Genomic DNA, 21,466 nt, shown 5'->3' on the forward strand with positions numbered 1-21,466 from the left:
CACAAGCCGACAAGGAGTACCTGATGAACCTGAACATCTCCGGGCATCACATCGACATGACCGAAGCGCTGCATAACTACGTGGCGTCCAAGATGGATCGTATAGAGCGCCATTTCGATGACGTCATCGATGCGGAAGTCGTACTCGAAGTCGAAAAGGTTCGACACAAGGCCGAAGTCACCATGCAGGTCCGCGGTGCCACCCTGCATGCCGAATGCACCCAGGACGACATGTATGCCGCCATCGACGGCATGGTCGACAAGCTTGACCGGCAGACGCTCAAGCACAAGGAAAAGGAAAAGGATCACCACAACCGGCAGGCCCGGCACGCCAATCTGAACATGGACGCCGGGTGAGCCGGGTCCGGCCACTGGCCGCCTGCCAGTGGCCGGACGACCGCACGCATTTTGTATTGCCTAAAGGAAGTTTATGAACATCGCCGATATCGTCGCTCCCGAGCGCGTACGTCTTGCCGACGACGTGCAGAGTAAAAAGCGCGCGCTCGAGCAACTGGCCGAATTCCTGACCCAGGGAACGCCCTATCTCACCGCCAGCGAAATCTTCAACGGTCTGGTGTCCCGTGAAAAGCTCGGCAGCACCGGTATCGGTGACGGCGTCGCGATTCCGCATGCGCGCCTGAAGGGCATCGATGACTGCATTGGCGCCTTCATGCGTCTGCCCCAGCCGGTGAATTTCGAATCCAACGACGAACAGCCGGTGGATCTGGTGTTCGGTCTGCTGGTGCCGGAGAAATCCACCGAAGAACATCTCATGCTGCTGCGCCGCCTGGCGGAGCTGTTCTCCGAAAACCAGACGCTGGCCGAACTACGCGATGCCAGCGATGACGAAAAGCTCTACAAGACGCTCATCGCTCGCGATACCAGCGAAGCATAAGCCGGCCTCTGCGGTGGCACGCCCCGGCGACGACCTGTTCGACGACGAATCGCTCGCAGCCCGACGGGTCGCGGTGGAAACCGTGTACGCACGCCTGAAATCCTCGCTCGGCCTGCACTGGCCGGACGAGGTCGGCGGCCAGCAAACGCTGGGGGCGACCCGCATCAACGGCCGTCGTGTACCGATGGTCGGCTATCTCAACTTCATCCATCCGCCGCAGGTTCAGGTCATCGGCGAGCCCGAGACCGCCTACCTGGACACCATCGAACAAGCCCAGCTCGACCACGTGCTCGAGCGGGTGACCTCGGGGGCCACGAAACTGGTCGTGGTCGCCGACGGCTGCACGCTCATCAAAGCACTTCGCGAAGCCTTCCGCGAGGCCGGCGTCGCCGTATTCGAAACCGCGGCCAGTGGCCATCGTGCCGCCTATCGGCTGCGTCATTTTCTGGGCGAGGCCCTGGCCCGCCAGATCACCGTACACGGCGTATTTCTCGAAGTGCTGTCGATCGGCCTGCTGCTCACCGGTGACCCCGGCGTGGGCAAAAGCGAACTGGCCCTCGAGCTGATCAACCGCGGCCATCGCCTGGTGGCCGACGATGCCCCGGAATTCGCTCTACTCGGCCCGGATGATCTCAACGGCGGCTGCCCGCCCGTCCTGCAGGATTTTCTGGAAGTGCGCGGCCTGGGCATTCTCAATATCCGCGCCATGTTCGGCGAGGCCGCGATCAAGCGACGCAAGCAGCTGGGGCTGATCATCCGTCTCGTGCGACCGGCGTCCGGCACGCTGGACGCGCCCGACCGGCTGACCGGAACGCGTACCCAACGCCGGATACTGGATGTCGACATCCCCGAAATCACCCTGCCCGTGGCCGTGGGGCACAATCTCTCGGTACTGGTCGAGGCCGCCTGTCGCGACCACCTGCTGCGCATGCAGGGCCACTACAGCGACGAACAGTTCGCCACGCGCCAGAGCCTGGCGATGGCCGCGAGTGCGGCCTCATACGAGCCGTGAGCGACGCGCCGGGGTCATCCGGGGGGCGCAAACCCACTCTACCCTCGCAGCCGGACACGATGTTGGCCACAATACGGCACAACGGCGTAGCAAGCGTATTCAAACCTGAAGGTGAGTCATGCGACTGATCGTGGTGAGCGGTCTGGCGGGGTCGGGTAAGTCGGTCGCGCTGCACATGCTCGAAGACCTGGGCTATTACTGTATCGACAACCTGCCGCTGGGACTGCTCAGCGGGGTGTCGGCGGATACGCTCAACAGCGAGGGGCTGGATTTCGACCGCCTCGCCGTGGGCATCGACTCGCGTTCGCGGCGCGGCGAAATCGCCGGCTTTCGCGACCGTATCCAGTCGTTGCGCGAGGGCGGCATCGAGATCGAGGTCATCTATCTGCATGCGGATACGGATACGATCCTGCGCCGCTATTCGGAAACGCGGCGCAAGCATCCGCTCACCGACGAGCAGACCTCGCTGATCGACGCGGTGCATACCGATCGCAAGCTGCTGGCCCCCATCGCCGACAGCGCCGATGTCTCGATCGATACCAGCCATACCAATATTCACCAGCTGCGCGATATCATCCGCAACCGGGTCGAAGGCGGTGCGAGCGGCGAGATGTCGATTCTGCTGCAGTCGTTCGGCTTCAAGTACGGGCTGCCCCAGGCCGTGGACTTCGTCTTCGACGTGCGCTGCCTGCCCAACCCGCACTGGGTACCCGAACTGCGCGCGCTTACCGGGCAGGACGCACCGGTGGCCGAGCACCTCGAAGCACAGCCGCAGACCCGCGCCATGCTCGACGATATCCACGGCTTCGTGAGCCGCTGGCTACCCGATTTCGCGCGCGAAAACCGAGCCTATGTCACGATTGCGGTCGGCTGCACGGGCGGCAAGCATCGCTCGGTCTATATCGTCGAACAGCTGGCTCGCCGCCTGCGTGAAACCTATGCCCAGACGCTGGTAAGACACAATGAACTGCACTAGCTTTTTCGTAACCGAGACGCGCCCGTGATCGGGGTATTGCTGATCACCCACGGCCGGCTCGGCGCGCATTTCGTGGATACGGTCACCGGCATGATCGGTGAACTGTCGCGGCCGACCGAAGTCCTCGAGGTTCATCGCCACGACGACCCGGACGAACGCAGCGACGCCGCGCATGCCGCGCTCGAGCGCCTGGACGAAGGTGACGGCGTGCTGATCATCACCGACGCCTTCGGCTCCACCCCCAGCAATATCGCCACTCGCGCGGCGGGCCAGTACGGCGCGCGCGTGGTCGCCGGCATCAACCTGTCGATGCTGGTGCGCGTTTACAATTACCCGCAGCTCGCGCTCGACGACCTGGCCGCTTCGGCCATCGAGGCCGGGCGAGCCGGCGTCATGGCCTGCCCGTCTCAATCCGAGCGCTGATCCTTCACCCATTCGTTTTCAATCGACACGACAACCCTCGTTATGCCCACCCGTGAACTCGCCATCGTCAACAAGCTCGGTCTGCATGCGCGCGCGGCCAGCAAGTTCGTTACCGTCGCCTCTCAGTATGACGCCGACATCCGGGTCTCCAAGGACGGCCGCGAGGTATCGGGCAAGTCGATCATGGGCGTGATGATGCTGGCGGCCGCCCGCGGCTCGCGTATCGAAGTCACCGCCGAGGGCGACGACGCCGAAGCCGCGCTCGACGCGCTCGACGAACTGGTGCGCGATCGCTTCGGCGAAGGCCAGTAGCCGTGATCGAACCACGCCCACACAACCGGGCCAACACATGAGCCTATGGCTGGCGGCCATCGGGGTATCGCGGGGCGTGGCCATCGGCGCAGTGCATCGCGTGCACGGTACCGATCTGGATATCCCCGAATATTCGATCTCGCCGGACCACGTCGAAGCCGAGATCGCGCGTTTTCAAAGCGCGCTCGAAGATGCACGCGACCAGCTCGCCGACATTCGTGAACAGATTCCGGCCAACGCGCCTTCGGAAATCGGCGCGTTTATCGAAACGCATCTGCTGATGATGCAGGACAGCGCCCTCACCGATACGGTCTGTGCGTTGATTGGCGAGCACCACTGCAACGCCGAAGCCGCGCTCAAGATGCAGGCCGAACACCTCACCGCGGTGTTCGACCAGATGGACGACAGCTATCTGCGCACCCGGCGCGACGACGTCGCCCATGTGACCGCCCGTATCCAGCGGATTCTGCTCAAGCAGGAACGCACCATCGAAACGCGGGAAGCCCCGGATGCACCGCCGCCGGTGATCGTGGCCGACGAGCTCACCCCGGCCGATATCATCCTGTTGCACCAGCAAGGCGTGGCCGCCTTTGTCACCGAACACGGCGGGCCGCTGTCGCACTCGGCCATTCTGGCGCGCAGTCTGCGCATTCCCGCGATCGTGGGCATGCACAACGCCCGGCGCCTGCTGCTCGACGACGAGACCGTCGTGGTCGATGGCGAAGCGGGGCACGTGCTCGCCGGCCCGGACGAGGCCGCGCTCGAGTTCTATCGCCATCGCCAGAAACGCGACGCACGCTACCGGCGCATGCTCGGCATGCTGCGCGACGAGCCGGCGGTCTCCACCGACGGCGTGCGCGTACGCATGCTGGCCAACGTCGAACTGCCCGACGACAGCGCCGACGCCGCCGAAGTGGGTGCCGAAGGCGTGGGCCTGTATCGCACCGAATTCCTCTACATGAACCGCGACGAAACGCCCGGCGAAGAGGAACAGCTGGCCGCCTACCGGCGCGTGCTGCGCTCGGTGGACGGCCCGGTCACCATTCGAACCCTCGATCTGGGCGCCGACAAGACGGTGGGTCGCAACGCCGGCAAGACCTCGAGCAATCCGGCGCTGGGCCTGCGCGCCATTCGTCTGTGCCTGAAGGAAACCGACCTGTTTCGCACCCAGCTGCGGGCGCTGCTGCGCGCCTCGGCGGAAGGCGATCTACGCATCATGCTGCCCATGGTCTCGAACATTCAGGAAATGCGTCAGACCCACCACCTCATCGACGAGCTCAAAAGCGAGCTCCGGCGCGACGGCCTGGACTTCGATGCCCAGCTGCAGGTTGGTGCGATGATCGAGGTGCCGGCCGCGGCCCTGGCCGCGCCGCTGCTGGCCCAGTACTGCGATTTCTTCTCGCTGGGTACCAACGATCTCATCCAGTACACGCTGGCCATGGATCGTATCGACGACGAGATCAACTACCTCTACGACCCGCTGCACCCGGCCGTGCTCCAGCTCATCCGCATGACCATCGAAGCCGGGGACGCGGCGGGCATCAGCGTCTCGATGTGCGGCGAAATGGCCTCGGACAAGCGCTACACCGCCCTGCTGCTTGGACTCGGGCTCACCGAATTCTCCATGCATCCGGCCAGCGTGCTTGAGGTCAAGCGCGCGATCATGAATGCCGACGTCGACGCGCTGAAAACGCGTACCCGTGAAATCCTGGCGCTGACCGATTCCCAGGCCTATCGGGAAGCCCTGGAGACGCTCAGCCGCCAGCTCGTGGGGTAAACCAGACGCTGACACGCCGTGCCACGGCCGCACAGGCGTCGTCGCCTTTAAACAGAGCCCGGTTAAGCTGAACCGGGTCAGCCACGCTGGCAACCCCGAGGCCCCAGGGGCGTCGCTCACAGACTAGCATCAAAAAAAGCGCAGGAAAATCCGTATTTTTCTGGTATTTTGAAATACCACCCAACGATTCGAGCATGCGCTGCGATGAGCGACGCCAAGACCACTGAAAATCAGATGGAATCGCGGCTCGCGCATCTAAACGAGGCGCTGGAATCCGGGCGCATGCGTCGGCTCAAGCCGATGCTGCATTCGCTCTCCCCGGCGGAAATCGGGCTGCTGCTGGAATCGATCCCGCGCACCAAGCGCGAGCTGGTCTGGCGACTCGTTCCCGAAGACGATCACGGCGAAACGCTGCTGCACGTCAACGACGAGGTGCGCGCCGAACTCATCGACGCCCTCGACGACGATGTGCTGCTGGCGGCCACCGAAGGCATGCCGATCGACGACCTCGCGGATCTCATTGAGGACCTGCCCGAGCAGGTCACCCGCGAAGTCCTGCATACGATGGACCTGGACAATCGCGAACGCCTGGAAGCGGTGCTGTCCTATCCTTCGGATTCGGCCGGCGGCCTGATGAACAACGACACCATCACCGTCCGCCCGGACGTGTCGCTGGATGTCGTACGCCGCTATCTGCAGCAGCGCGGCACCCTGCCCGACGATACCGAATCGCTGTTCGTGATTTCGCGCTACGGCCGCTATCTGGGCATGCTCACACTGGCCAAGCTGCTCACGCTCGACCCCGAGCGTGACGTCTCCGAGGTGATGAACACCGATATCGAAGCCCTGCCGGTCGATATGTCCGCCGCCCAGGTCGCCAAGCGCTTTCAGGACCTCGACCTGATCTCGGCGCCGGTGGTCGACGAAAACGAAAAGCTGGTCGGCCGGATCACCATCGACGACGTGGTGGACGTGATCCGCGACGAGGCCGAGCATTCGATCATGAGCATGGCCGGCCTCGACGAGGAAGAAGACGTCTTCGCACCGATCGCGCGTAGCGCGCGCCGACGCGCCACCTGGCTGGGCGCGAACCTGCTCACCGCGTTTCTGGCGGCCCAGGTGGTCGGCCTGTTCGAAGCCACCCTGTCGCAGGTGGTGGCATTGGCCGTACTCATGCCGATCGTAGCCAGCATGGGCGGTATCGGCGGCTCGCAGACGCTCACGCTCATGATTCGCGGCCTGTCACTCGGCCAGATCGGCTTCGGCAACGCCAAGACGCTGTTAATCAAGGAACTGGCGGTGGCCGTGATCAACGGCATCCTCTGGGGCGCGGTGGTCGGCGTGGTCGCACAGGTCTGGTTCGGCAACCCCACCCTGGGCGTGATCATCGCCGTGGCGCTGATCATCAATCAGATCGGCGCCGCCATCGCCGGCGTAGCCATTCCGCTGGCCATGAAGAAGATGGGCATCGACCCGGCGCTGGCGGGCTCGGTGGTGCTGACCACCATCACCGACGTCATCGGCTTCGGCGCCTTCCTCGGCCTGGGCACACTGTTTCTGCTGCGCTAACGGGCCGGCCTCGTCGCTCGAATGAGCGCCTCGTGAGTTGGATGAGCGCAGCGTAATCGCGTCATTACGGCAGCGCCTGTCGAAGATTCGACCTGAGTGCTTCAAGCCGCCCATCCGGCAATGGCGTATTGGCTTGCGGTCTTCGGCCAGAAGGAAAAGTCCGCAAATGAACGTGAAAAGCGCAAATGAGAAACACCTAGCAAACTCGCCTTGTACAACCCGTTCTTGGGTATGTATGATCGCGCGCGTACGTAGCAGGGGTCACTTGCCCCTGATCTATCTGCCTAGCCACATCGCGTTCATTTGCGGACAATTCGACCGCAATTGATCCAGTCGGCCAGTCGGCCGGCGTAGCGAAGCGTCATCCCGCAAAGAATGGCACCCCTGTACGCGATTCGACCCGGATGCTCGGCGGCGCTTGCCTGCCGGCTTACGATGCGAAGCCCGAACCAACCCTAGCGACCGCCTTATTTGCGTGTCTTCGCGTTCATTTGCGGACTGTCAGACGAACACGAGACAGAATCACTGCCCGGCGATCGTCATCGACCCGATCAGCACCGACGGCGTACGCAGGGCCGCGCCGAAATCCACATCGCTGCCCAGGGCATCGATGCCCTGGTACATCTCGGCCAGATTGCCGGCGATCGTGGCGTTCTCGACCGGATAGGCGATCTCGCCGTTCTCGACCCAGAAACCGGCCGCCCCGCGCGAATAATCGCCGTTGACGAGGTTGACGCCCTGGCCCATGAGTTCGGTCACCACCAGCCCGCGCCCCATGCCGGCGACGAGCGCGTCGAAATCATCGATACCCGGGGCCACGTCGAGGTTGAACACGCCGCCGGCGTTACCGGTCGAGGCCAGGCCCAGGCGGCGGGCGGTATAAGCCGAGAGCACATAGCCACGCAGCACGCCGGCCTCGACCAGCGTGCGCTCGGCGGTGGCCACGCCGTCGCCGTCAAAGGCCGCACTGGCCAGCCCACGCGGCCGGTGTGGATGCTGGTTCAGCGTCAGCGCATCGACCGCGATCGATTCATCGATCCGATCCTTGAGGAAACTGGCATTGCGATAGAGCGCGCCGCCGCTGATCGCGCTGATGAGATGTCCCCACAGCCCCCGTGCCACGCGCGGCGTGAACAGCACCGATGCCGTGGTGGTCGGCGGTGTGCGGGCGCCAAGCCGTGAAACCGCGCGCTCGGCGGCGAGGCGTCCGACGTCCGTGACAGCCTGCAGATCATCAACGTGGCGCGCCTGCGAGAAGGCGACCTCCCGCTGCATGCCGGCATCGCCGCGGGCCAGCGGCTGGCAACTGAGCGCATGGCGGCTGGCGCGCTCGCCGCCGACGAAGCCGTGGCTGTTACCGTAGACGCTTACACCGTCGCGACTGGCGACCGTGGCGCCCTCGGTCTGGGCGATACGTTCATCGTAATCGAGCGCGGCGGCCTCGAGTTCCAGCGCCATTTCCAGCGCCTGCTCGGCATCCAGCGACCAGGGATGATAAAGCGACAGATCGGGCTGTTCGCCGGCCATGAGCTCGGCATCGGCGAGTCCGGCAAACGTATCGGCTTCGGTAAAGCGGGCGATGGTCAGCGCCTGGTCGAGGGCGGCACGCAGCCCGTCGCCGGTCAGATCGGTCGTGGAAGCGCTGCCACTACGCTGGCCGCAGTAAACGGTCAGGCTCGCCGCGCGATCGCCTTCGTGCTCGACCGATTCACGCTGGCGCGCTCGGGCGGTCACCGAAAGCGCCCGCGAAGCCGACAGCGATACCTCGGCCTGATCGGCGCCGCGACGCTCTGCTTCGGCAAGCAACTCGCGCGTGCGTGCTTCCAGCCAGGCCAGTTGTGGCAGGCCGCTCTCGCTTTCAGCGGGTGACGTATCGACTGCAGAAAAGCCGGTCATGCAGGGGGTCTCTCGGGACGCAAAACAAGCGCCAGACGTTAGCCCCGCAGGGCCTGCCGACGCAACGTCGGCGTCGTTCACGCTATGCTGTACCCATGTCGCGTCCCGTTTCCGCCGTCGCCGAGCCGCCGCGCAAGCAGCACCGTCGGCGCCGCCTGATATTTCGCCCCCGTTCGATCACCGGGCTGCTGCTGAGCAGTTTCGGCCTGGTCGCCCTGCCGCTGATCGTGGCGGTGCTCTTCGGCGTGACCTATGTCGACCGGCTGACCGGTCAGAGCGAACGCCTGGTACTGCAAGGCGTGGAAGTGACCCGTTACAGCAAGCGCCTGGGCTCGCTGCTGGTAGGCATGGAACGCAGCGCGCGCCAGTACGGCGTACTGCAGAGCGACGAGCTGGTGGAGCGTTTCGAACGCCAGAGCCAGGAATTCGACGCCATGCTCGACGCGCTCGGCGCGCTCGAGCTCGACACCCTGCCGGGCTGGAACCTCGATACCCTGCGCCGCCAGGCGCGCGCGCTCGCCGAGCGGCTGCGCGCCCGCCCGGCCGACGTAGGCGGCGTGATCGAAGAACTGACCGACATGCAGCGCGAAACCGACCTCATAACCCAGCAGGGCAATGTGTTCATCGACCGCGAGCTGGCCCGTCTGCAGGCCACGGCCGCCGATGCCCGCTTTTTCCTGCTGCTGTGCGTGTTCGCGCTCATTCCGGGCACGCTGGCCCTCACCGCGCTCTTCGTGGTGGTGATCGCCCGCCCGCTGCGCCAGATTTCCGGGGCCGTCACCCGTCTTGGCGACGGCGATTTCTCACAGGAAATCAAGGTATTCGCGCCCACCGTCGAACTCGATGCGCTGGGCGCGCGGCTGGACTGGATGCGCCGCCGGCTGGCCACCTTGGAAAACGAAAAGCAGCAGTTCATCCGCCACATGTCGCACGAGCTCAAGACACCGCTGGCCAGCATCCGCGAAGGCGCCGATCTGCTGCGCGACGGCACCGTGGGCAAGCTCAACGCGTCCCAGGCCGACGTGGCCGAAATACTGCAGCAGAACAGCATCGAGTTGGCCAAACTCATCGACAATCTGTTGGACTTTGCAGCCTGGCAGCAGCAACACGCTAAACTTGAGTATGAGCGCTTCGACCTGAACGCGCTCTTCGAGGCAATCGTGGCCCGTCAGCGGCTTACGATCGAGGGCAAGACGCTCGAGGTGATCACGCCGGGCGCAACCATGGAAATCACGGCCGACCGGGACCGTATGCAGCTTATTGTCGACAATCTACTCGCCAACGCGGTGAAGTTCGCACCCACCGGATCCACCGTCACGCTCGCCGCCGACCGTCGGGTCGCGGCGACCACGATCGTGATCAGCGATCAGGGCCCGGGCGTGCCCGAGCAGGAACGCAGCGCGATCTTCGACGCCTTCTACCAGGGCACGAACAGCAAGACCCACGCCCGCGGCGCGCTGCGCGGCACCGGCATCGGTCTGTCCGTGGTGCGCGAATGCGTACAGGCCCACGGCGGGCGTATCGATGTCACCGATGCGCCCGGCGGCGGTGCCCAGTTCACAGTGGAGATCCCCGATCGCCATGCCGTTTGAAGTACGCAGCACCTGGATCGCGATTGCGCTATGCGCCACGGCTGCGACGATGGGCGGCTGCACGACCGATCAACCTGCCTCGGCGCTGGCCGATCGGGTCGAAACCTCGCCCGCCATGCCGCTGGCCAACGAGCGTGATCCGGTACTCGATCTGCTCGATTATGCGGCCCAACTGCGTCAGGCCACGCCCGAAGCACGCGCCCGTGCAGTCAGTCTGGCGCGCGAAGAGGTCGAGAACGACGCGGATGCGCATAGCTACGCGCATCTCGCCCTGGCCTTTGGGACCCCCGGCCAGCGCCGCTATACGCCCGACGAGGCAGCCCGCTATGCCCAGCGCGCGCTCAGCGCCGACGATGCCCACTGGAGCCCGGCGGCCGTTCAATACCTGAGCGACCTCGCGCGTCTCTATACCGAAAGTGCCAGCAACACGGCAGGCGGCGATCCGGCCACCGACATCGGGGCTGCGCCGGCGTCCGCCAACAAACCGCTTTCGCCCTCAGCGCAGGACCCCGGCTCCCAGCAACGCGCCCATATTCGCGAACTCGAGCGAGAACTCGATGATGCCCGCCGCAAATTGCGGGAACTGGCGGAAATCGAGACGCGTCTCGGCGAGTCCACACCTTAAATGGCGCGCGGCGGCAAGATCCTGCTGGTCGACGACGACCCCAGCCTGCGCCGGCTGCTCGCGCTGCGTCTGGAAGGCGCCGGACATCATGTCGAAACCGCGGAAAGCGGTTTGGCCGCACTGCGTGCACTGGATAATTACGGCGCGGATTGCGTAATCACCGATCTGCGCATGGACGAGATGGACGGCATGGCCCTGCTCGAACGCCTGAGCCATGCCCATCCCAACCTGCCGGTCATCCTGCTGACCGCCCACGGCACCATCCCCGAGGCCGTGGCGGCCACCCAGGGCGGCGCGCTGGATTTTCTGTCCAAGCCGGTGGACAAGGATGTGCTGCTGGCACGCGTCGACCAGGCGCTTGAACAGACCGGCGTCGGCAGTGAGGACTGGCAACAGATCTGGCGTTCGCGCATCGTCACCCGCTCGCCGTTGATGCACCGTCTGCTCGACGAAGCCAAGCTGGTCGCGGCGAGCGACACCAGCGTGCTGGTCACCGGCGAATCGGGCACCGGCAAGGAAGTGCTTGCCCGGGCACTCCACGATGCCAGCCCGCGTTCACGTGCCCCGTTCGTGGCGATCAACTGCGGCGCCATGCCCGAACAATTGCTCGAATCGGAGCTGTTCGGTCACGAAAAAGGCGCCTTCACCGACGCCAAGCAGGCACAGCAGGGCCTGTTCCGGAGTGCGGAAGGCGGCACCGTCTTCCTCGACGAAATCGGCGATATGCCGATGACGCTGCAGGTCAAGCTGCTGCGCGTACTCCAGGAACGCGAGGTGCGTCCGGTCGGCTCGGCACGATCACTGCCGGTCAACGTGCGCGTGATATCGGCCACCCACCGCGATCTGGGCCGTGCGATCGAGCAACAGAGCTTTCGCGAAGATCTGTACTACCGTCTGGCCGTGGTCACCCTCGCCTTGCCGGCCTTGCGCGAACGCCCGGAAGACGTGGCGCCACTGGCTCGCCATTTTCTGGAAACGATCGCCAACCGCTCGGGGCGACGCACCCGCGTTTATTCCCCGGACGCCATGGAAGCGCTGTGTCGCCACCACTGGCCCGGCAACATCCGACAGCTGTCCAACGTGGTCGAACAGAACGTGGCCCTGACCCGCGGCCACGTCATCTCCGCCCAGGCGGTGGACAAGGCGCTGGCCGGCCACAGCGGCCGCTCGGACGCCGCGGCCGCGCTGCAACCACTCGCCGAAGCCCGGGATGCCTTCGTACGGGACTATCTCGTACAGCTGCTGCGCATCACCGAGGGCAACGTCGCACGCAGCGCACGTCTGGCCAAGCGCAACCGCACCGAGTTCTACAAGCTCCTGGGCCGCCACGTCATCGACCCCAACGATTACAAGCGCCAGAACGAGCAATAGCGCAGCTTGGCTGCCGATGCGCCGCCTTATCCTGTGACGACACGCCTAGGCTCGGCGTTGCCCTGAGGCGACATTCCCTATCCGTTGAAGCCGCGCAAATGTCGCTTATTGGCGACAATAAAAACCCCTTATTTACAGTGGCTTATAATTCGATTCCGAATAGCGTCGCCGGTCGGCAACAGTCTTTGTCGTCCATGGCCTGCCGATGCCGACACAAGCGCAGGCGGCGCCACCAAAATCTTCTTAAACTATTGATAACTATTGCTTTTTAATAACTGGCACGACGGTTGCTCTAGGTGTACTCAGAAACGCATCGCAGTTGATCAGTCATGAAGAAGCGCTATGCAGTTATTGCCGGTATCGCGATCGCCATTCCCTTCGGAACGGCGCTGTCGATAAGCCAGGCGACGGCCGCTGAAACGGCTTCGGCCTCCTGGGCAACGATGGACGCGGACGCGGATGGTTCGCTCTCGCCCGAAGAAGTCGCGGGTACGCCCTGGGAAGCCAAGTTCGACGAAATGGACAAGAACGGCGACGGCAAGGTCGACAAGGACGAGTTCCAGCGCTACATGAAGGACATGCAGTCTTCGCAGGAAAGCGAAGAGCAGTAACAAGGAGTTTTCGGCAGCAGCGCTGCCAACAGTTTTCGCCTGGTCGGGCTGGCGTCTCCCCGGTCCCCCCCTCGTGCCTCGGCGTGGTTCGGCTCGGCACAGGCGAAATTAAATCGATACGCGTACGCAGATGGCGGCGTGTATGACAGTTTTCGCTTGGTCGGGTCGGCGTCTTCCCGGTCCCCCCTCGTGCCTCGACGTGGTACGGCCCGGCCAAAGCGAAATTTACAACGGCCATCGCCAGATTGATGGCCTACGCTTTCGCCAGGGTCGGGTCGGCGTCTCCCGGTCCCCCCTCGTGCCTCGACGTGGTACGGCCCGGCCTCGGCGAACTTTACAACGGCTCATCGCCAAGACGATGGCCTACGCTTTCGCCAGGGCCGGGTCGGCGTCTCCCGGTCCCCCCTCGTGCCTCGACGTGGTACGGCCCGGCCTCGGCGAACTTTCTCCTCGGAGATAAAAAAACCGCAGTCGATGCGGTTTTTTTATGGGCGCTTTCAGCGCGCCGATCGTCAGCCGGCCAACGCCTCCAGAAGGCGGGCGTGGATGCCGCCGAAACCGCCATTGCTCATCACGACCACGCTGTCGTCTGGCGCCGCCATGGCCGCGATGGCTGTAACCAGCGTGTCCAGATCGCTGCAGCGGGTAACGCCTTCGCCCAACCCGGCAAAGACCTCGGCCGCGTTCCAGTCCAGGTCTGCGTCATAGACGAATACGTGGTCGGCATCGGCAAAGCTGGCGGCCAGGGTCTCGGCGTGCACGCCGCGGCGCATGGTGTTGGAGCGCGGCTCGAACACCGCGAGTACCCGCCCCTTCTCGTGGCCTGCGCGCAGGCCGGCCAGGGTGGTCCGGATCGCGGTCGGGTGATGGGCGAAATCGTCGAACACACGAATGCCGCGAGGCTTACCACGCAGTTCCATACGGCGTTTCACGCCGGAAAAACAGGACAGCGCCTCGATGGCCTGACCTGGCACGACCCCCACATGCCGGGCCGCCGCGATGGCTGCAAGCGCGTTGGCTGCGTTATGCGCCCCCGTGAGCCGCCAATTCAGCTCACCGACATCGTGGCCTTCATGTCGAATGCGAAGACGGCTCGCATCCGCTGCCAGCGGCTCGTATTGCCAGTCGGCACCGGCATCGGCAAAGCCGGTCGTCGGCGTCCAGCAGCCGCGCGCAAGCACATCGTCGAGCGCGGAATCAGCGGCGTTGTGCACGATCTGGCCGCCCGCGGGCACCGTACGCACCAGATGATGGAACTGGCGCTTTATGGCTTCCAGATCATCGAATATGTCGGCGTGATCGAACTCGAGGTTGTTGAGCACCAGCGTACGCGGACGGTAGTGCACGAACTTCGAACGCTTGTCGAAAAAGGCCGTGTCGTACTCGTCGGCCTCGACCACGAAGAAGTCGCTTTCGCCCATTGCGGCCGACTGGCCGAGATCGGCCGCGATACCGCCGATCAGATACCCCGGCGCCATACCGGCATGTTCGAGGATATGCGCGAGCATGCTCGCCGTCGTGGTCTTGCCATGGGTGCCGGCCACGGCCAGCACCCAGCGCGATCGCAGGACGTTCTCGGCCAGCCATTGCGGCCCGGAGATATAGTCCAGACCGGCATCGAGGGTGTATTCCACCGCCGGGTTGCCGCGGCTCATCGCATTGCCGACGATCACCTGGTCGGGGGCAGGCTTGAGGTGATGCGCCGCATAGCCGTCCATCACATCGATACCGGCCTCGGCCAGCTGAGTGCTCATCGGCGGGTAGAGCCCGGCATCGGAGCCGGTCACGGTATGCCCGGCCGCCCGCGCCAGCAGCGCGACACCGGCCATGAAGGTGCCGCCGATGCCAAGAATATGGACATGCATTGAGAAAACCTCGGATCGAAAAACTAACCCAGCAACGAGAACACGAGCAGCAGCAGCACTTCGAAGGCGATGGTCGCGCCCACGCCCAGCCACAGACTGGCATCGAGGGCGTTGCGATAGACATGGCTATAGATCGCCAGCCCCCAGAAGCCCATGGCCACATATGACAGGGTGACGAAGGTGGGCGGCATGTCCACGGCCTGCGGATCGCTCGCCTGGCCCAGCGCCGTCAGATAAGGCGCCATCGCATGGGTGGGCGCGAGCATGATCAGGGTGAGCGTGGCCCCCGAGGCAAACAACGCGGTCGCGGTCTGATTGAAGCGGTTGGGCAGTTGACGGATACGCAGCACAGTGCGCACATACAGGGCCAGCAATGCGGTTGCCAGCAGCGCCTGCAGCGCGGCCGCGGGCGCCGGCATCAACAGGCCGACCTGCAGAAACAACAAGATACAATAGGCCGCAGCACAGCCGATGAGCGTCGTCGAGTCCCCGGGCATATCCTGGGGGCCACGCCGCAGCAGCATTAATTCGATCACCCGCCGCGCAAAAACCATGGATAAGACATCCTTATGAAGCTTGTCAGAGCACAGGGCATGATACCGAAGCCACCCGAGCACGTCGTCACGATCACCGATGGCGCGGCGCTCGCCGACTTCGCCGCGCGCATGCGAAAGCGCGACTGGATCGCCGTGGATACCGAATTCCTGCGCGAGAGCACGTACTACCCGAAGCTGTGTCTGGTGCAGATCGCCGACGCCGAGGAAGTCGGACTCATCGATGTAATCGCGCTCGACGATCTCGAACCGCTGGCCGCCCTGCTCGCCGATACCAACGTACTCAAGGTGTTTCATTCCGCCGAGCAGGATCTGGAAGTGCTCTACCAGCGCTTCGGCGCCCTGCCCGCACCGCTGTTCGATACCCAGGTTGCTGCGCCCCTGCTCGGCCTCGACGACCAGATGGGCTATGCCCGCCTGATCGATGCCCTGCTGAATATCGACCTGCCCAAGGCCCATACCCGCACCGACTGGAGCAAACGCCCGCTGCCCGACGGCGCGCTGGACTATGCGGCCGACGACGTACGGTATCTGGCGGTGGCCTATCACGTCATCGGCCAGAAACTGGTCGAACACGAGCGCGAAGCCTGGCTGGCCGAGGACTTCGAACGCATGATCGACACGCAACGCTTCGATGTGGACACCACGCAGGCCTGGCGGCGTATCAAGAGCTGGCATCGGCTCAAGCCCGCCCAGCAGCAGGCATTGGCCGTCATCGCCGACTGGCGCGAACGTGAAGCCATGGCCAGCGACCGCCCACGCCGCTGGATTCTTGCCGATGATGCGGTTGTCGAACTGGCCAAACGCGGGCCCCGGGATACCGAGGCCATGAGCGAGATCCGGGCGCTGCCGGCCAAGACCCGGGGCCGCCATGGCGAGGCCCTTCTCGCCTGCCTGCAGGAGGCCGCCGAACGCCCGGCCGAGCCGATCGCTCCGCTACCGACACCCCCGAGCGACGAAGAAAAACGCCTCATCAAGATCGGTATGGATACGCTGGCCGAGCGTGCCGAAAGCCATGATATCGCCGCCTCGGCATTGGCCAGCCGCAAGGAAATCGCCGCACTGGTTGCCGGCGAGCGCGAGCTGCGCCTGCTCGGCGGCTGGCGCGCGGGCGTTGCCGGCGAGGCCGTACTCGCGGCCATAAAAAACGCCGAAGCCGCATCCGGCTCCGGCGTATCGGGTTCCTAGAATGCCTTGCGGTCAGCCGGCCGGCAGGGCGGCCTTGATACGGGCATAGATCTCGTCGACTTCGCCCACACCGGCCACCGCCGTAAGCAGACCCTTGTCTTCGTAGAACTTGACCAGCGGCTGGGTCTGTTCCTGATAGACCTTGAGCCGATTGCGAATGGTTTCTTCGTTGTCGTCGGCCCGGCCGCGCGCCATGAGCCGCTGCACGATCTCTTCGTTGTCGACCTTGATATGGACCACGCCCTGGAGCGGGCGATCCATCTCAGCCAGCAGTTCGTCCAGCGCCTTGGCCTGATCGAGGCTGCGCGGAAAACCATCCAGGATGAAGCCGTTCTCGGTGTCGTTCTCGGCCAGGCGCTCGCGAATCATGCCGACCACGATATCGTCGGAGACCAGCTCGCCGGCATCCATCGCCGACTTGGCCTTCTTGCCGAGTTCGGTCTCGTTGGCTACCGCGCTGCGTAGCAGATCGCCGGTGGAAATCTGCGGTACGCCGAATTCGGCGACCAGCTTTTCACTCTGCGTTCCCTTGCCCGACCCCGGGGCACCCAGCAGGACGATTTTCAGCATGATTTCTCCGCGCACGGCTTGGCGTTGTCACAACCAGAAGGTAGAGCGTTCGGCGCACACAAACCCGAGCACGCGCACGAACGAACGGCCGACGTTAATGATTCGCCTTGGGCAAGTCAATTTTCGAGACCCGCGACTCTCAAGTATGCTTTGCGGCGCATCTGATCAGCCAGGATGAACCCATGACCCGAAAGAATGCCTTCTATGCCCAGAGCGGCGGCGTGACTGCCGTCATCAACGCCTCGGCCGCCGGCGTGATCGAAGCCGCGCGCGAACACAGCGACAAGATCGGCACCGTTTATGCCGGGCGCGACGGTATCGTCGGCGCGCTCACCGAGGATCTCATCGATACCTCGGCCGAATCCGCCGGTGCGATCGCCGCACTCAAGCACACCCCGGCCGGCGCCTTCGGGTCGGCGCGCTACAAGCTCAAGGGCCTTGACGACAACCGTGCCCAGTACGAACGCCTGATCGAGGTCTTCAAGGCCCACGATATCGGCTATTTCTTCTACAACGGCGGCGGCGATTCGGCTGATACCTGCCTCAAGATCAGCCAGCTGTCGGAAAAGATGGGCTACCCGATCCAGGCGATCCACGTCCCCAAGACCATGGACAACGACCTGCCGCATACCGACTGCTCGCCCGGCTTCGGCAGCGTAGCCAAATACACCGCGGTATCCATTCGCGAGGCCGGTTTCGACCTGGCCAGCATGTGCAAGACCTCGACCAAGGTGTTCATCCTGGAAGTCATGGGCCGGCATGCCGGCTGGACCGCGGCCGCGGGCGGCCTGGCCAGCGAGGCCGACGGCCAGGATCCGCACGTGCTGCTGTTCCCCGAAATCGCCTTCGACGAGGAAAAATTCCTGGCCAAGGTCGATGACACGGTCAAGCGCCACGGCTATTGCACCATCGTGGCCTCCGAGGGCGTACGCAACGCCGACGGCGAGTTCCTCTCCGACGCCGGCAGCACCGATGCCTTCGGCCACAAGCAGCTTGGCGGCATGGCGCCGACGCTGGCCGAGCTGATCAAGAACAAGCTCGGCTACAAATACCACTACGCGATCGCCGACTATCTCATGCGCGCGGCACGCCATATCGCCTCCCAGACCGACGTGGAACAGGCCTATGCCGTGGGCCGCGCCGCGGTGGAATACGCGGTGGCCGGCAAGTCCGGGATCATGGTCTCGATCGTGCGCGAATCCGACGAGCCCTATCGCTGGACCATCGGCGAAGCGCCGCTGGATGAAGTGGCCAACGTCGAGAAGATGATGCCGCGCGAATTCATCAGCGAAGACGGCTTTCATATCACCGAAGCCGCCCGGCGCTATCTCAAGCCGTTGATCGCCGGCGAATCCTATCCGCCCTATGCCGACGGGCTGCCGCAGTACGCACGCCTGAAGAACGTCGCCGTGGAAAAGAAGCTCAGCGAGGGGTTCGAGGTCTGAAACCACTCAGCGGCAAGTCATCGGTTACAATCGGTCGCCACAAATTCGATTATTCACCTTCGCAAGGGGTCTGCAATGGGCTTTGAAGCCATTACACCGGGCAAGAAAGCACCGGACGAAGTCAACGTCGTTATCGAGATCGTGGAAGGCTCGAGCTCGGTCAAGTACGAAGTCGACAAGGACACCAACTGTCTCATGGTCGACCGCTTCATGAACGTGGCCATGCACTACCCGGCCAACTACGGTTTCGTGCCGCAGACGCTGTACGACGACGGCGACCCGGTCGACGTGCTGGTGCTCACCCCCGAGCCGATCGTACCCGGCTGCGTGATCAAGGCACGTCCGGTGGCCGTACTCGGCACCGAGGACGAATCCGGCCTGGATGCCAAGATCCTGTGCGTACCCACCGACAAGATCGCCACCGACTATTACAAGGACATCAAGGATCTGGGCGACGTCGACGAACGCCTGAAAAACAAGATCCAGCACTTCTTCGAGCATTACAAGGATCACGAAGAAGGCAAGTGGGTGAAGATCACCGGCTGGGAAGGCGCTGAAAAAGCCAAGGCCGAAATCAACAAGTCGATCGAGGCCTACAACAAGGGCTGATCGACCTACGGCCGCTGTCAGTCCCGATGCCTGAAGGCATCGACGGGCTGCACAGACCGAAACGCCCCCGACCGGTTCGCCGGCGGGGGCTTTTTCGTATGCGCGTTTTGCGCGCCTTCGCGTTCATTTGCGGACAACCTGCCCATCGAGCGCGGCCAACCGAGTTCCATACATAAGAAGGGGCCCGACTAGCGCTCGGTCAGGCGTGGCAGCAGCTCCTGCAGATTACAGGGCCGGGTACGGGCATCGATCTGATCCGCGATGAGCTTGTCCCAGCCGTCGGCACAGGCGCCGGTCGAGCCCGGCAGACAGAAGATGAACGTCGCCTTGGCCACGCCGGCGATCGCGCGCGACTGCAACGTCGACGTGCCGATCGTGTCGTAGGACAGCACCCGGAACATCTCGCCGAAGCCGTCGATACGCCGGTCGAAAAGCACCTCGACCGCCTGCGGGGTGACATCGCGCCCGGTCAGCCCGGTCCCGCCGGTGGTGATGACCACATCCGGCTTTTCGTCCGCGATCCAGCGTGCGACCCGGGCCCGAATTTCGTGCATGTCGTCGGTACAGATGGCCTTTTCGTACAAATGGTGGCCGGCGGCCTCGATCCGATCGACCAGCAGCCGACCCGACTTGTCGCTGGCCTCGGTTCGGGTATCCGATACCGTGAGTACGGCGATATGCAAAGGGACGAATCGATCGCTCATGGCATGTCCTGGCGTGTACCTAAAGGCCGCCCACGATGCCACAAGGCGTTACGGGCATCGGCCGAAGCAAAGAAATGTTGTTTAGTCCGGCCGATGCGCCCGCGACGTTTGAAAACGCCGTCAGACCGGCGAGCCGGCCGAGGATTCATGCCGGGCCGCGGCGCGTCGACGGGCAGCCCCCTCGTCCTCGTCGAGGTCCTGTTCGATGAGGCCGAGCTTGCGCGCACGCCGCTTCCACTGTTCGCGTGCCATCACCCGCATGTCCTCGACCTTGTCACCCTCGTCCATGATTTCCAGGCCGAGCATGGTTTCGACCACGTCTTCCATGGTCGCCACGCCCACGATATCGCCGTACTCGTCGACCACGACGGTCAGCTGCTGTTGGCGCTCGAGCAGATTGCGAAACAGCCCGTACAGCGACAGGGATTCGGGCACGACCAGCACATCGCGCTGAATCGCCGACAGCGCCGTATCGTGGCGATCGCGGGCGATCTCGCTGAGCACGTCCGAGAGCAGCACGAAGCCGGTGATTTCGTGGCCGTCTTCGGAAAACACCGGCAGGCGCGAAATACGCCGCGTGCCCAGCGTTTCGAACACCTCGGTCACGGTCTGATTTTCGGTAAAGGCCATCATCACCACGCGCGGGGTGAGTACGTCCTTCACCCGCAGCGAGGGAAAGTGCAGCAGATTGCGCAGGATGCGCGATTCCTCGATATCGAATACGCCCTCGGCCTCGCCCTGGTCGGCCATGGCCTGGAACTCGTCGCGCGAGAAGGCCGGGCCGGTGTGCTTGGGGGTAAGCAGCTTGGTGATGACCATCGACAGCGCCACCAGCGGATAGAGCGCCTTGGTCATCCATTGCAGCAACAGCGCCGCCGTTGGCGCGAGCTGTTTCCAGTAGTTCGCACCGAGCGTTTTCGGGATGATTTCGGAAATAACGAGGATCAGCAGCGTGAGCACGATCGAAGTGGCGGTCAGATAGCCGTTACCGAAGACCTGCTGCGACTGCGCGCCCACGCCTGCCGCACCGATGGTGTGGGCGATGGTATTCAGACTCAAAAGCGCCGACAGCGGTCGATCGATATCCGACTTGAGCGAATCCAGGCGCTCGCCGACATGCCCGCCCTCCTTCTGCTTCAGGGCGATATACGAGGGCGTGATCGATAGCAGCACCGCTTCCAGCACCGAGCAAAGAAAGGACACGCCAAGCGCGAGAAGTAGATAGAGAAGAAGTAGCGCCATGTCACCCATACTCGCTCACGCCCTCGCGGCGCGCGCATTGTTTTAGTTGATTTGCCTGCACCCTGCGACACACCGTCGCCGGATTCGTTCTAGTTCGCGGCTATCGTTCAGTCATCCCGGCGCGTATAGTGGGCTATTCGGCCCGGCGCCCGCGCTTTATCGCGGTGTACGCCACGCTCGCCCCCGCGAGCCGGTCGTTGCAGCCCTGCGTTTTCTCGCGGCGCTGCGATC

General features: G+C 64.0%; 21 protein-coding genes. 15 read left to right on the forward strand and 6 right to left on the reverse strand.

The window, feature by feature from the left end:
- Positions 1-23 precede the first annotated feature (23 nt).
- From hpf to mgtE, 8 genes are all read left to right on the forward strand, one after another.
- Complete coding sequence (gene hpf, locus C84B14_RS05430) at positions 24-356, forward strand: ribosome hibernation-promoting factor, HPF/YfiA family (protein WP_293628407.1); 333 nt, start codon at positions 24-26, stop codon at positions 354-356.
- Positions 357-429: 73 nt separating this feature from the next.
- Positions 430-894: a PTS sugar transporter subunit IIA gene (locus C84B14_RS05435; protein ID WP_293628405.1), complete on the forward strand. Its 465-nt coding sequence runs from the start codon at positions 430-432 to the stop codon at positions 892-894.
- Between the two features lie 13 nt (positions 895-907).
- Positions 908-1,906, forward strand: coding sequence for an HPr(Ser) kinase/phosphatase (hprK, locus tag C84B14_RS05440; RefSeq protein WP_293628403.1), 999 nt, complete (start codon positions 908-910; stop codon positions 1,904-1,906).
- Positions 1,907-2,024: 118 nt separating this feature from the next.
- Positions 2,025-2,882 carry an RNase adapter RapZ gene (gene rapZ / locus C84B14_RS05445; RefSeq protein WP_353222451.1) on the forward strand — a complete coding sequence of 286 codons (858 nt, stop codon included), beginning with the start codon at positions 2,025-2,027 and terminating at the stop codon, positions 2,880-2,882.
- A 24-nt stretch (positions 2,883-2,906) separates the two neighbouring features.
- Positions 2,907-3,305 (forward strand): PTS sugar transporter subunit IIA, encoded by a 399-nt coding sequence (locus tag C84B14_RS05450; protein ID WP_293628399.1) that lies wholly within the window; start codon positions 2,907-2,909, stop codon positions 3,303-3,305.
- 42 nt (positions 3,306-3,347) lie between these two features.
- Entirely contained in the window at positions 3,348-3,617 is a 270-nt protein-coding gene (locus C84B14_RS05455; RefSeq protein WP_293628397.1) for an HPr family phosphocarrier protein, read from the forward strand.
- A gap of 37 nt (positions 3,618-3,654) precedes the next feature.
- Complete coding sequence (ptsP, locus tag C84B14_RS05460; protein ID WP_293628395.1) at positions 3,655-5,394, forward strand: phosphoenolpyruvate--protein phosphotransferase; 1,740 nt, start codon at positions 3,655-3,657, stop codon at positions 5,392-5,394.
- Between the two features lie 204 nt (positions 5,395-5,598).
- Positions 5,599-6,963, forward strand: coding sequence for a magnesium transporter (gene mgtE, locus C84B14_RS05465; protein WP_293628393.1), 1,365 nt, complete (start codon positions 5,599-5,601; stop codon positions 6,961-6,963).
- Between the two features lie 522 nt (positions 6,964-7,485).
- Here mgtE and pmbA read toward each other — a convergent pair.
- Positions 7,486-8,859 (reverse strand): metalloprotease PmbA, encoded by a 1,374-nt coding sequence (gene pmbA, locus C84B14_RS05470; protein ID WP_353222454.1) that lies wholly within the window; start codon positions 8,857-8,859, stop codon positions 7,486-7,488.
- Positions 8,860-8,954: 95 nt separating this feature from the next.
- Here pmbA and C84B14_RS05475 point away from each other — a divergent pair, with 95 nt between their 5' ends.
- The 4 genes from C84B14_RS05475 to C84B14_RS05490 all read left to right on the forward strand — a co-directional run bounded on the left by C84B14_RS05475 (position 8,955) and on the right by C84B14_RS05490 (position 13,058).
- Entirely contained in the window at positions 8,955-10,451 is a 1,497-nt protein-coding gene (locus tag C84B14_RS05475) for a HAMP domain-containing sensor histidine kinase (protein ID WP_353222455.1), read from the forward strand.
- Positions 10,441-11,076: a hypothetical protein gene (locus tag C84B14_RS05480; RefSeq protein ID WP_353222457.1), complete on the forward strand. Its 636-nt coding sequence runs from the start codon at positions 10,441-10,443 to the stop codon at positions 11,074-11,076. The genes C84B14_RS05475 and C84B14_RS05480 overlap by 11 nt, the downstream gene beginning before the upstream one ends.
- The gene (locus tag C84B14_RS05485; protein WP_353222458.1) at positions 11,077-12,447 is read left to right on the forward strand and encodes a sigma 54-interacting transcriptional regulator; all 1,371 of its coding nucleotides are present in this window, start codon (positions 11,077-11,079) and stop codon (positions 12,445-12,447) included.
- 329 nt (positions 12,448-12,776) lie between these two features.
- Complete coding sequence (locus tag C84B14_RS05490; protein ID WP_353222459.1) at positions 12,777-13,058, forward strand: EF-hand domain-containing protein; 282 nt, start codon at positions 12,777-12,779, stop codon at positions 13,056-13,058.
- Between the two features lie 512 nt (positions 13,059-13,570).
- On the opposite strand, the gene mpl is transcribed toward C84B14_RS05490, so the two are convergent.
- Both mpl and C84B14_RS05500 read right to left on the reverse strand, forming a co-directional pair.
- Positions 13,571-14,923 carry a UDP-N-acetylmuramate:L-alanyl-gamma-D-glutamyl-meso-diaminopimelate ligase gene (gene mpl / locus C84B14_RS05495; protein ID WP_353222461.1) on the reverse strand — a complete coding sequence of 451 codons (1,353 nt, stop codon included), beginning with the start codon at positions 14,921-14,923 and terminating at the stop codon, positions 13,571-13,573.
- A gap of 23 nt (positions 14,924-14,946) precedes the next feature.
- Complete coding sequence (locus tag C84B14_RS05500) at positions 14,947-15,477, reverse strand: type 2 periplasmic-binding domain-containing protein (RefSeq protein WP_293623770.1); 531 nt, start codon at positions 15,475-15,477, stop codon at positions 14,947-14,949.
- Positions 15,478-15,492: 15 nt separating this feature from the next.
- Between C84B14_RS05500 and rnd the strand changes: the two genes are divergently transcribed.
- Positions 15,493-16,665 (forward strand): ribonuclease D, encoded by a 1,173-nt coding sequence (rnd, locus tag C84B14_RS05505; RefSeq protein ID WP_353222463.1) that lies wholly within the window; start codon positions 15,493-15,495, stop codon positions 16,663-16,665.
- A gap of 12 nt (positions 16,666-16,677) precedes the next feature.
- Here the strand turns inward: rnd and C84B14_RS05510 are convergent, their stop codons facing one another.
- Positions 16,678-17,235 (reverse strand): adenylate kinase, encoded by a 558-nt coding sequence (locus tag C84B14_RS05510; RefSeq protein ID WP_293623772.1) that lies wholly within the window; start codon positions 17,233-17,235, stop codon positions 16,678-16,680.
- A 182-nt stretch (positions 17,236-17,417) separates the two neighbouring features.
- Here C84B14_RS05510 and C84B14_RS05515 point away from each other — a divergent pair, with 182 nt between their 5' ends.
- Complete coding sequence (locus C84B14_RS05515) at positions 17,418-18,680, forward strand: 6-phosphofructokinase (RefSeq protein ID WP_353222465.1); 1,263 nt, start codon at positions 17,418-17,420, stop codon at positions 18,678-18,680.
- Between the two features lie 75 nt (positions 18,681-18,755).
- Complete coding sequence (gene ppa / locus C84B14_RS05520) at positions 18,756-19,289, forward strand: inorganic diphosphatase (protein ID WP_293623774.1); 534 nt, start codon at positions 18,756-18,758, stop codon at positions 19,287-19,289.
- A gap of 188 nt (positions 19,290-19,477) precedes the next feature.
- Here ppa and moaB read toward each other — a convergent pair whose 3' ends face one another.
- Both moaB and C84B14_RS05530 read right to left on the reverse strand, forming a co-directional pair.
- Positions 19,478-19,993 (reverse strand): molybdenum cofactor biosynthesis protein B, encoded by a 516-nt coding sequence (gene moaB / locus C84B14_RS05525; RefSeq protein ID WP_293623775.1) that lies wholly within the window; start codon positions 19,991-19,993, stop codon positions 19,478-19,480.
- Between the two features lie 120 nt (positions 19,994-20,113).
- Positions 20,114-21,235 carry a CNNM domain-containing protein gene (locus C84B14_RS05530; RefSeq protein ID WP_293623776.1) on the reverse strand — a complete coding sequence of 374 codons (1,122 nt, stop codon included), beginning with the start codon at positions 21,233-21,235 and terminating at the stop codon, positions 20,114-20,116.
- Between the last annotated feature and the right edge of the window lie 231 nt (positions 21,236-21,466).

This window comes from Salinisphaera sp. C84B14, assembly GCF_040361435.1.
Classification (GTDB): Bacteria; Pseudomonadota; Gammaproteobacteria; order Nevskiales; family Salinisphaeraceae; genus Salinisphaera.

Excerpts from the sequence above, each read along its gene's own strand:
- hpf (WP_293628407.1), top strand. The coding sequence starts at position 24 with ATGAACCTGAACATCTCCGGGCATCACATCGACATGACCGAAGCGCTG.
- C84B14_RS05435 (WP_293628405.1), top strand. The coding sequence starts at position 430 with ATGAACATCGCCGATATCGTCGCTCCCGAGCGCGTACGTCTTGCCGAC.
- rapZ (WP_353222451.1), top strand. The coding sequence starts at position 2,025 with ATGCGACTGATCGTGGTGAGCGGTCTGGCGGGGTCGGGTAAGTCGGTC.
- C84B14_RS05455 (WP_293628397.1), top strand. The coding sequence starts at position 3,348 with ATGCCCACCCGTGAACTCGCCATCGTCAACAAGCTCGGTCTGCATGCG.
- ptsP (WP_293628395.1), top strand. The coding sequence starts at position 3,655 with ATGAGCCTATGGCTGGCGGCCATCGGGGTATCGCGGGGCGTGGCCATC.
- mgtE (WP_293628393.1), top strand. The coding sequence starts at position 5,599 with ATGAGCGACGCCAAGACCACTGAAAATCAGATGGAATCGCGGCTCGCG.
- pmbA (WP_353222454.1), bottom strand. The coding sequence starts at position 8,859 with ATGACCGGCTTTTCTGCAGTCGATACGTCACCCGCTGAAAGCGAGAGC.
- C84B14_RS05475 (WP_353222455.1), top strand. The coding sequence starts at position 8,955 with ATGTCGCGTCCCGTTTCCGCCGTCGCCGAGCCGCCGCGCAAGCAGCAC.
- C84B14_RS05480 (WP_353222457.1), top strand. The coding sequence starts at position 10,441 with ATGCCGTTTGAAGTACGCAGCACCTGGATCGCGATTGCGCTATGCGCC.
- C84B14_RS05485 (WP_353222458.1), top strand. The coding sequence starts at position 11,077 with ATGGCGCGCGGCGGCAAGATCCTGCTGGTCGACGACGACCCCAGCCTG.
- C84B14_RS05490 (WP_353222459.1), top strand. The coding sequence starts at position 12,777 with ATGAAGAAGCGCTATGCAGTTATTGCCGGTATCGCGATCGCCATTCCC.
- mpl (WP_353222461.1), bottom strand. The coding sequence starts at position 14,923 with ATGCATGTCCATATTCTTGGCATCGGCGGCACCTTCATGGCCGGTGTC.
- C84B14_RS05500 (WP_293623770.1), bottom strand. The coding sequence starts at position 15,477 with ATGGTTTTTGCGCGGCGGGTGATCGAATTAATGCTGCTGCGGCGTGGC.
- rnd (WP_353222463.1), top strand. The coding sequence starts at position 15,493 with ATGAAGCTTGTCAGAGCACAGGGCATGATACCGAAGCCACCCGAGCAC.
- C84B14_RS05510 (WP_293623772.1), bottom strand. The coding sequence starts at position 17,235 with ATGCTGAAAATCGTCCTGCTGGGTGCCCCGGGGTCGGGCAAGGGAACG.
- C84B14_RS05515 (WP_353222465.1), top strand. The coding sequence starts at position 17,418 with ATGACCCGAAAGAATGCCTTCTATGCCCAGAGCGGCGGCGTGACTGCC.
- ppa (WP_293623774.1), top strand. The coding sequence starts at position 18,756 with ATGGGCTTTGAAGCCATTACACCGGGCAAGAAAGCACCGGACGAAGTC.
- moaB (WP_293623775.1), bottom strand. The coding sequence starts at position 19,993 with ATGAGCGATCGATTCGTCCCTTTGCATATCGCCGTACTCACGGTATCG.
- C84B14_RS05530 (WP_293623776.1), bottom strand. The coding sequence starts at position 21,235 with ATGGCGCTACTTCTTCTCTATCTACTTCTCGCGCTTGGCGTGTCCTTT.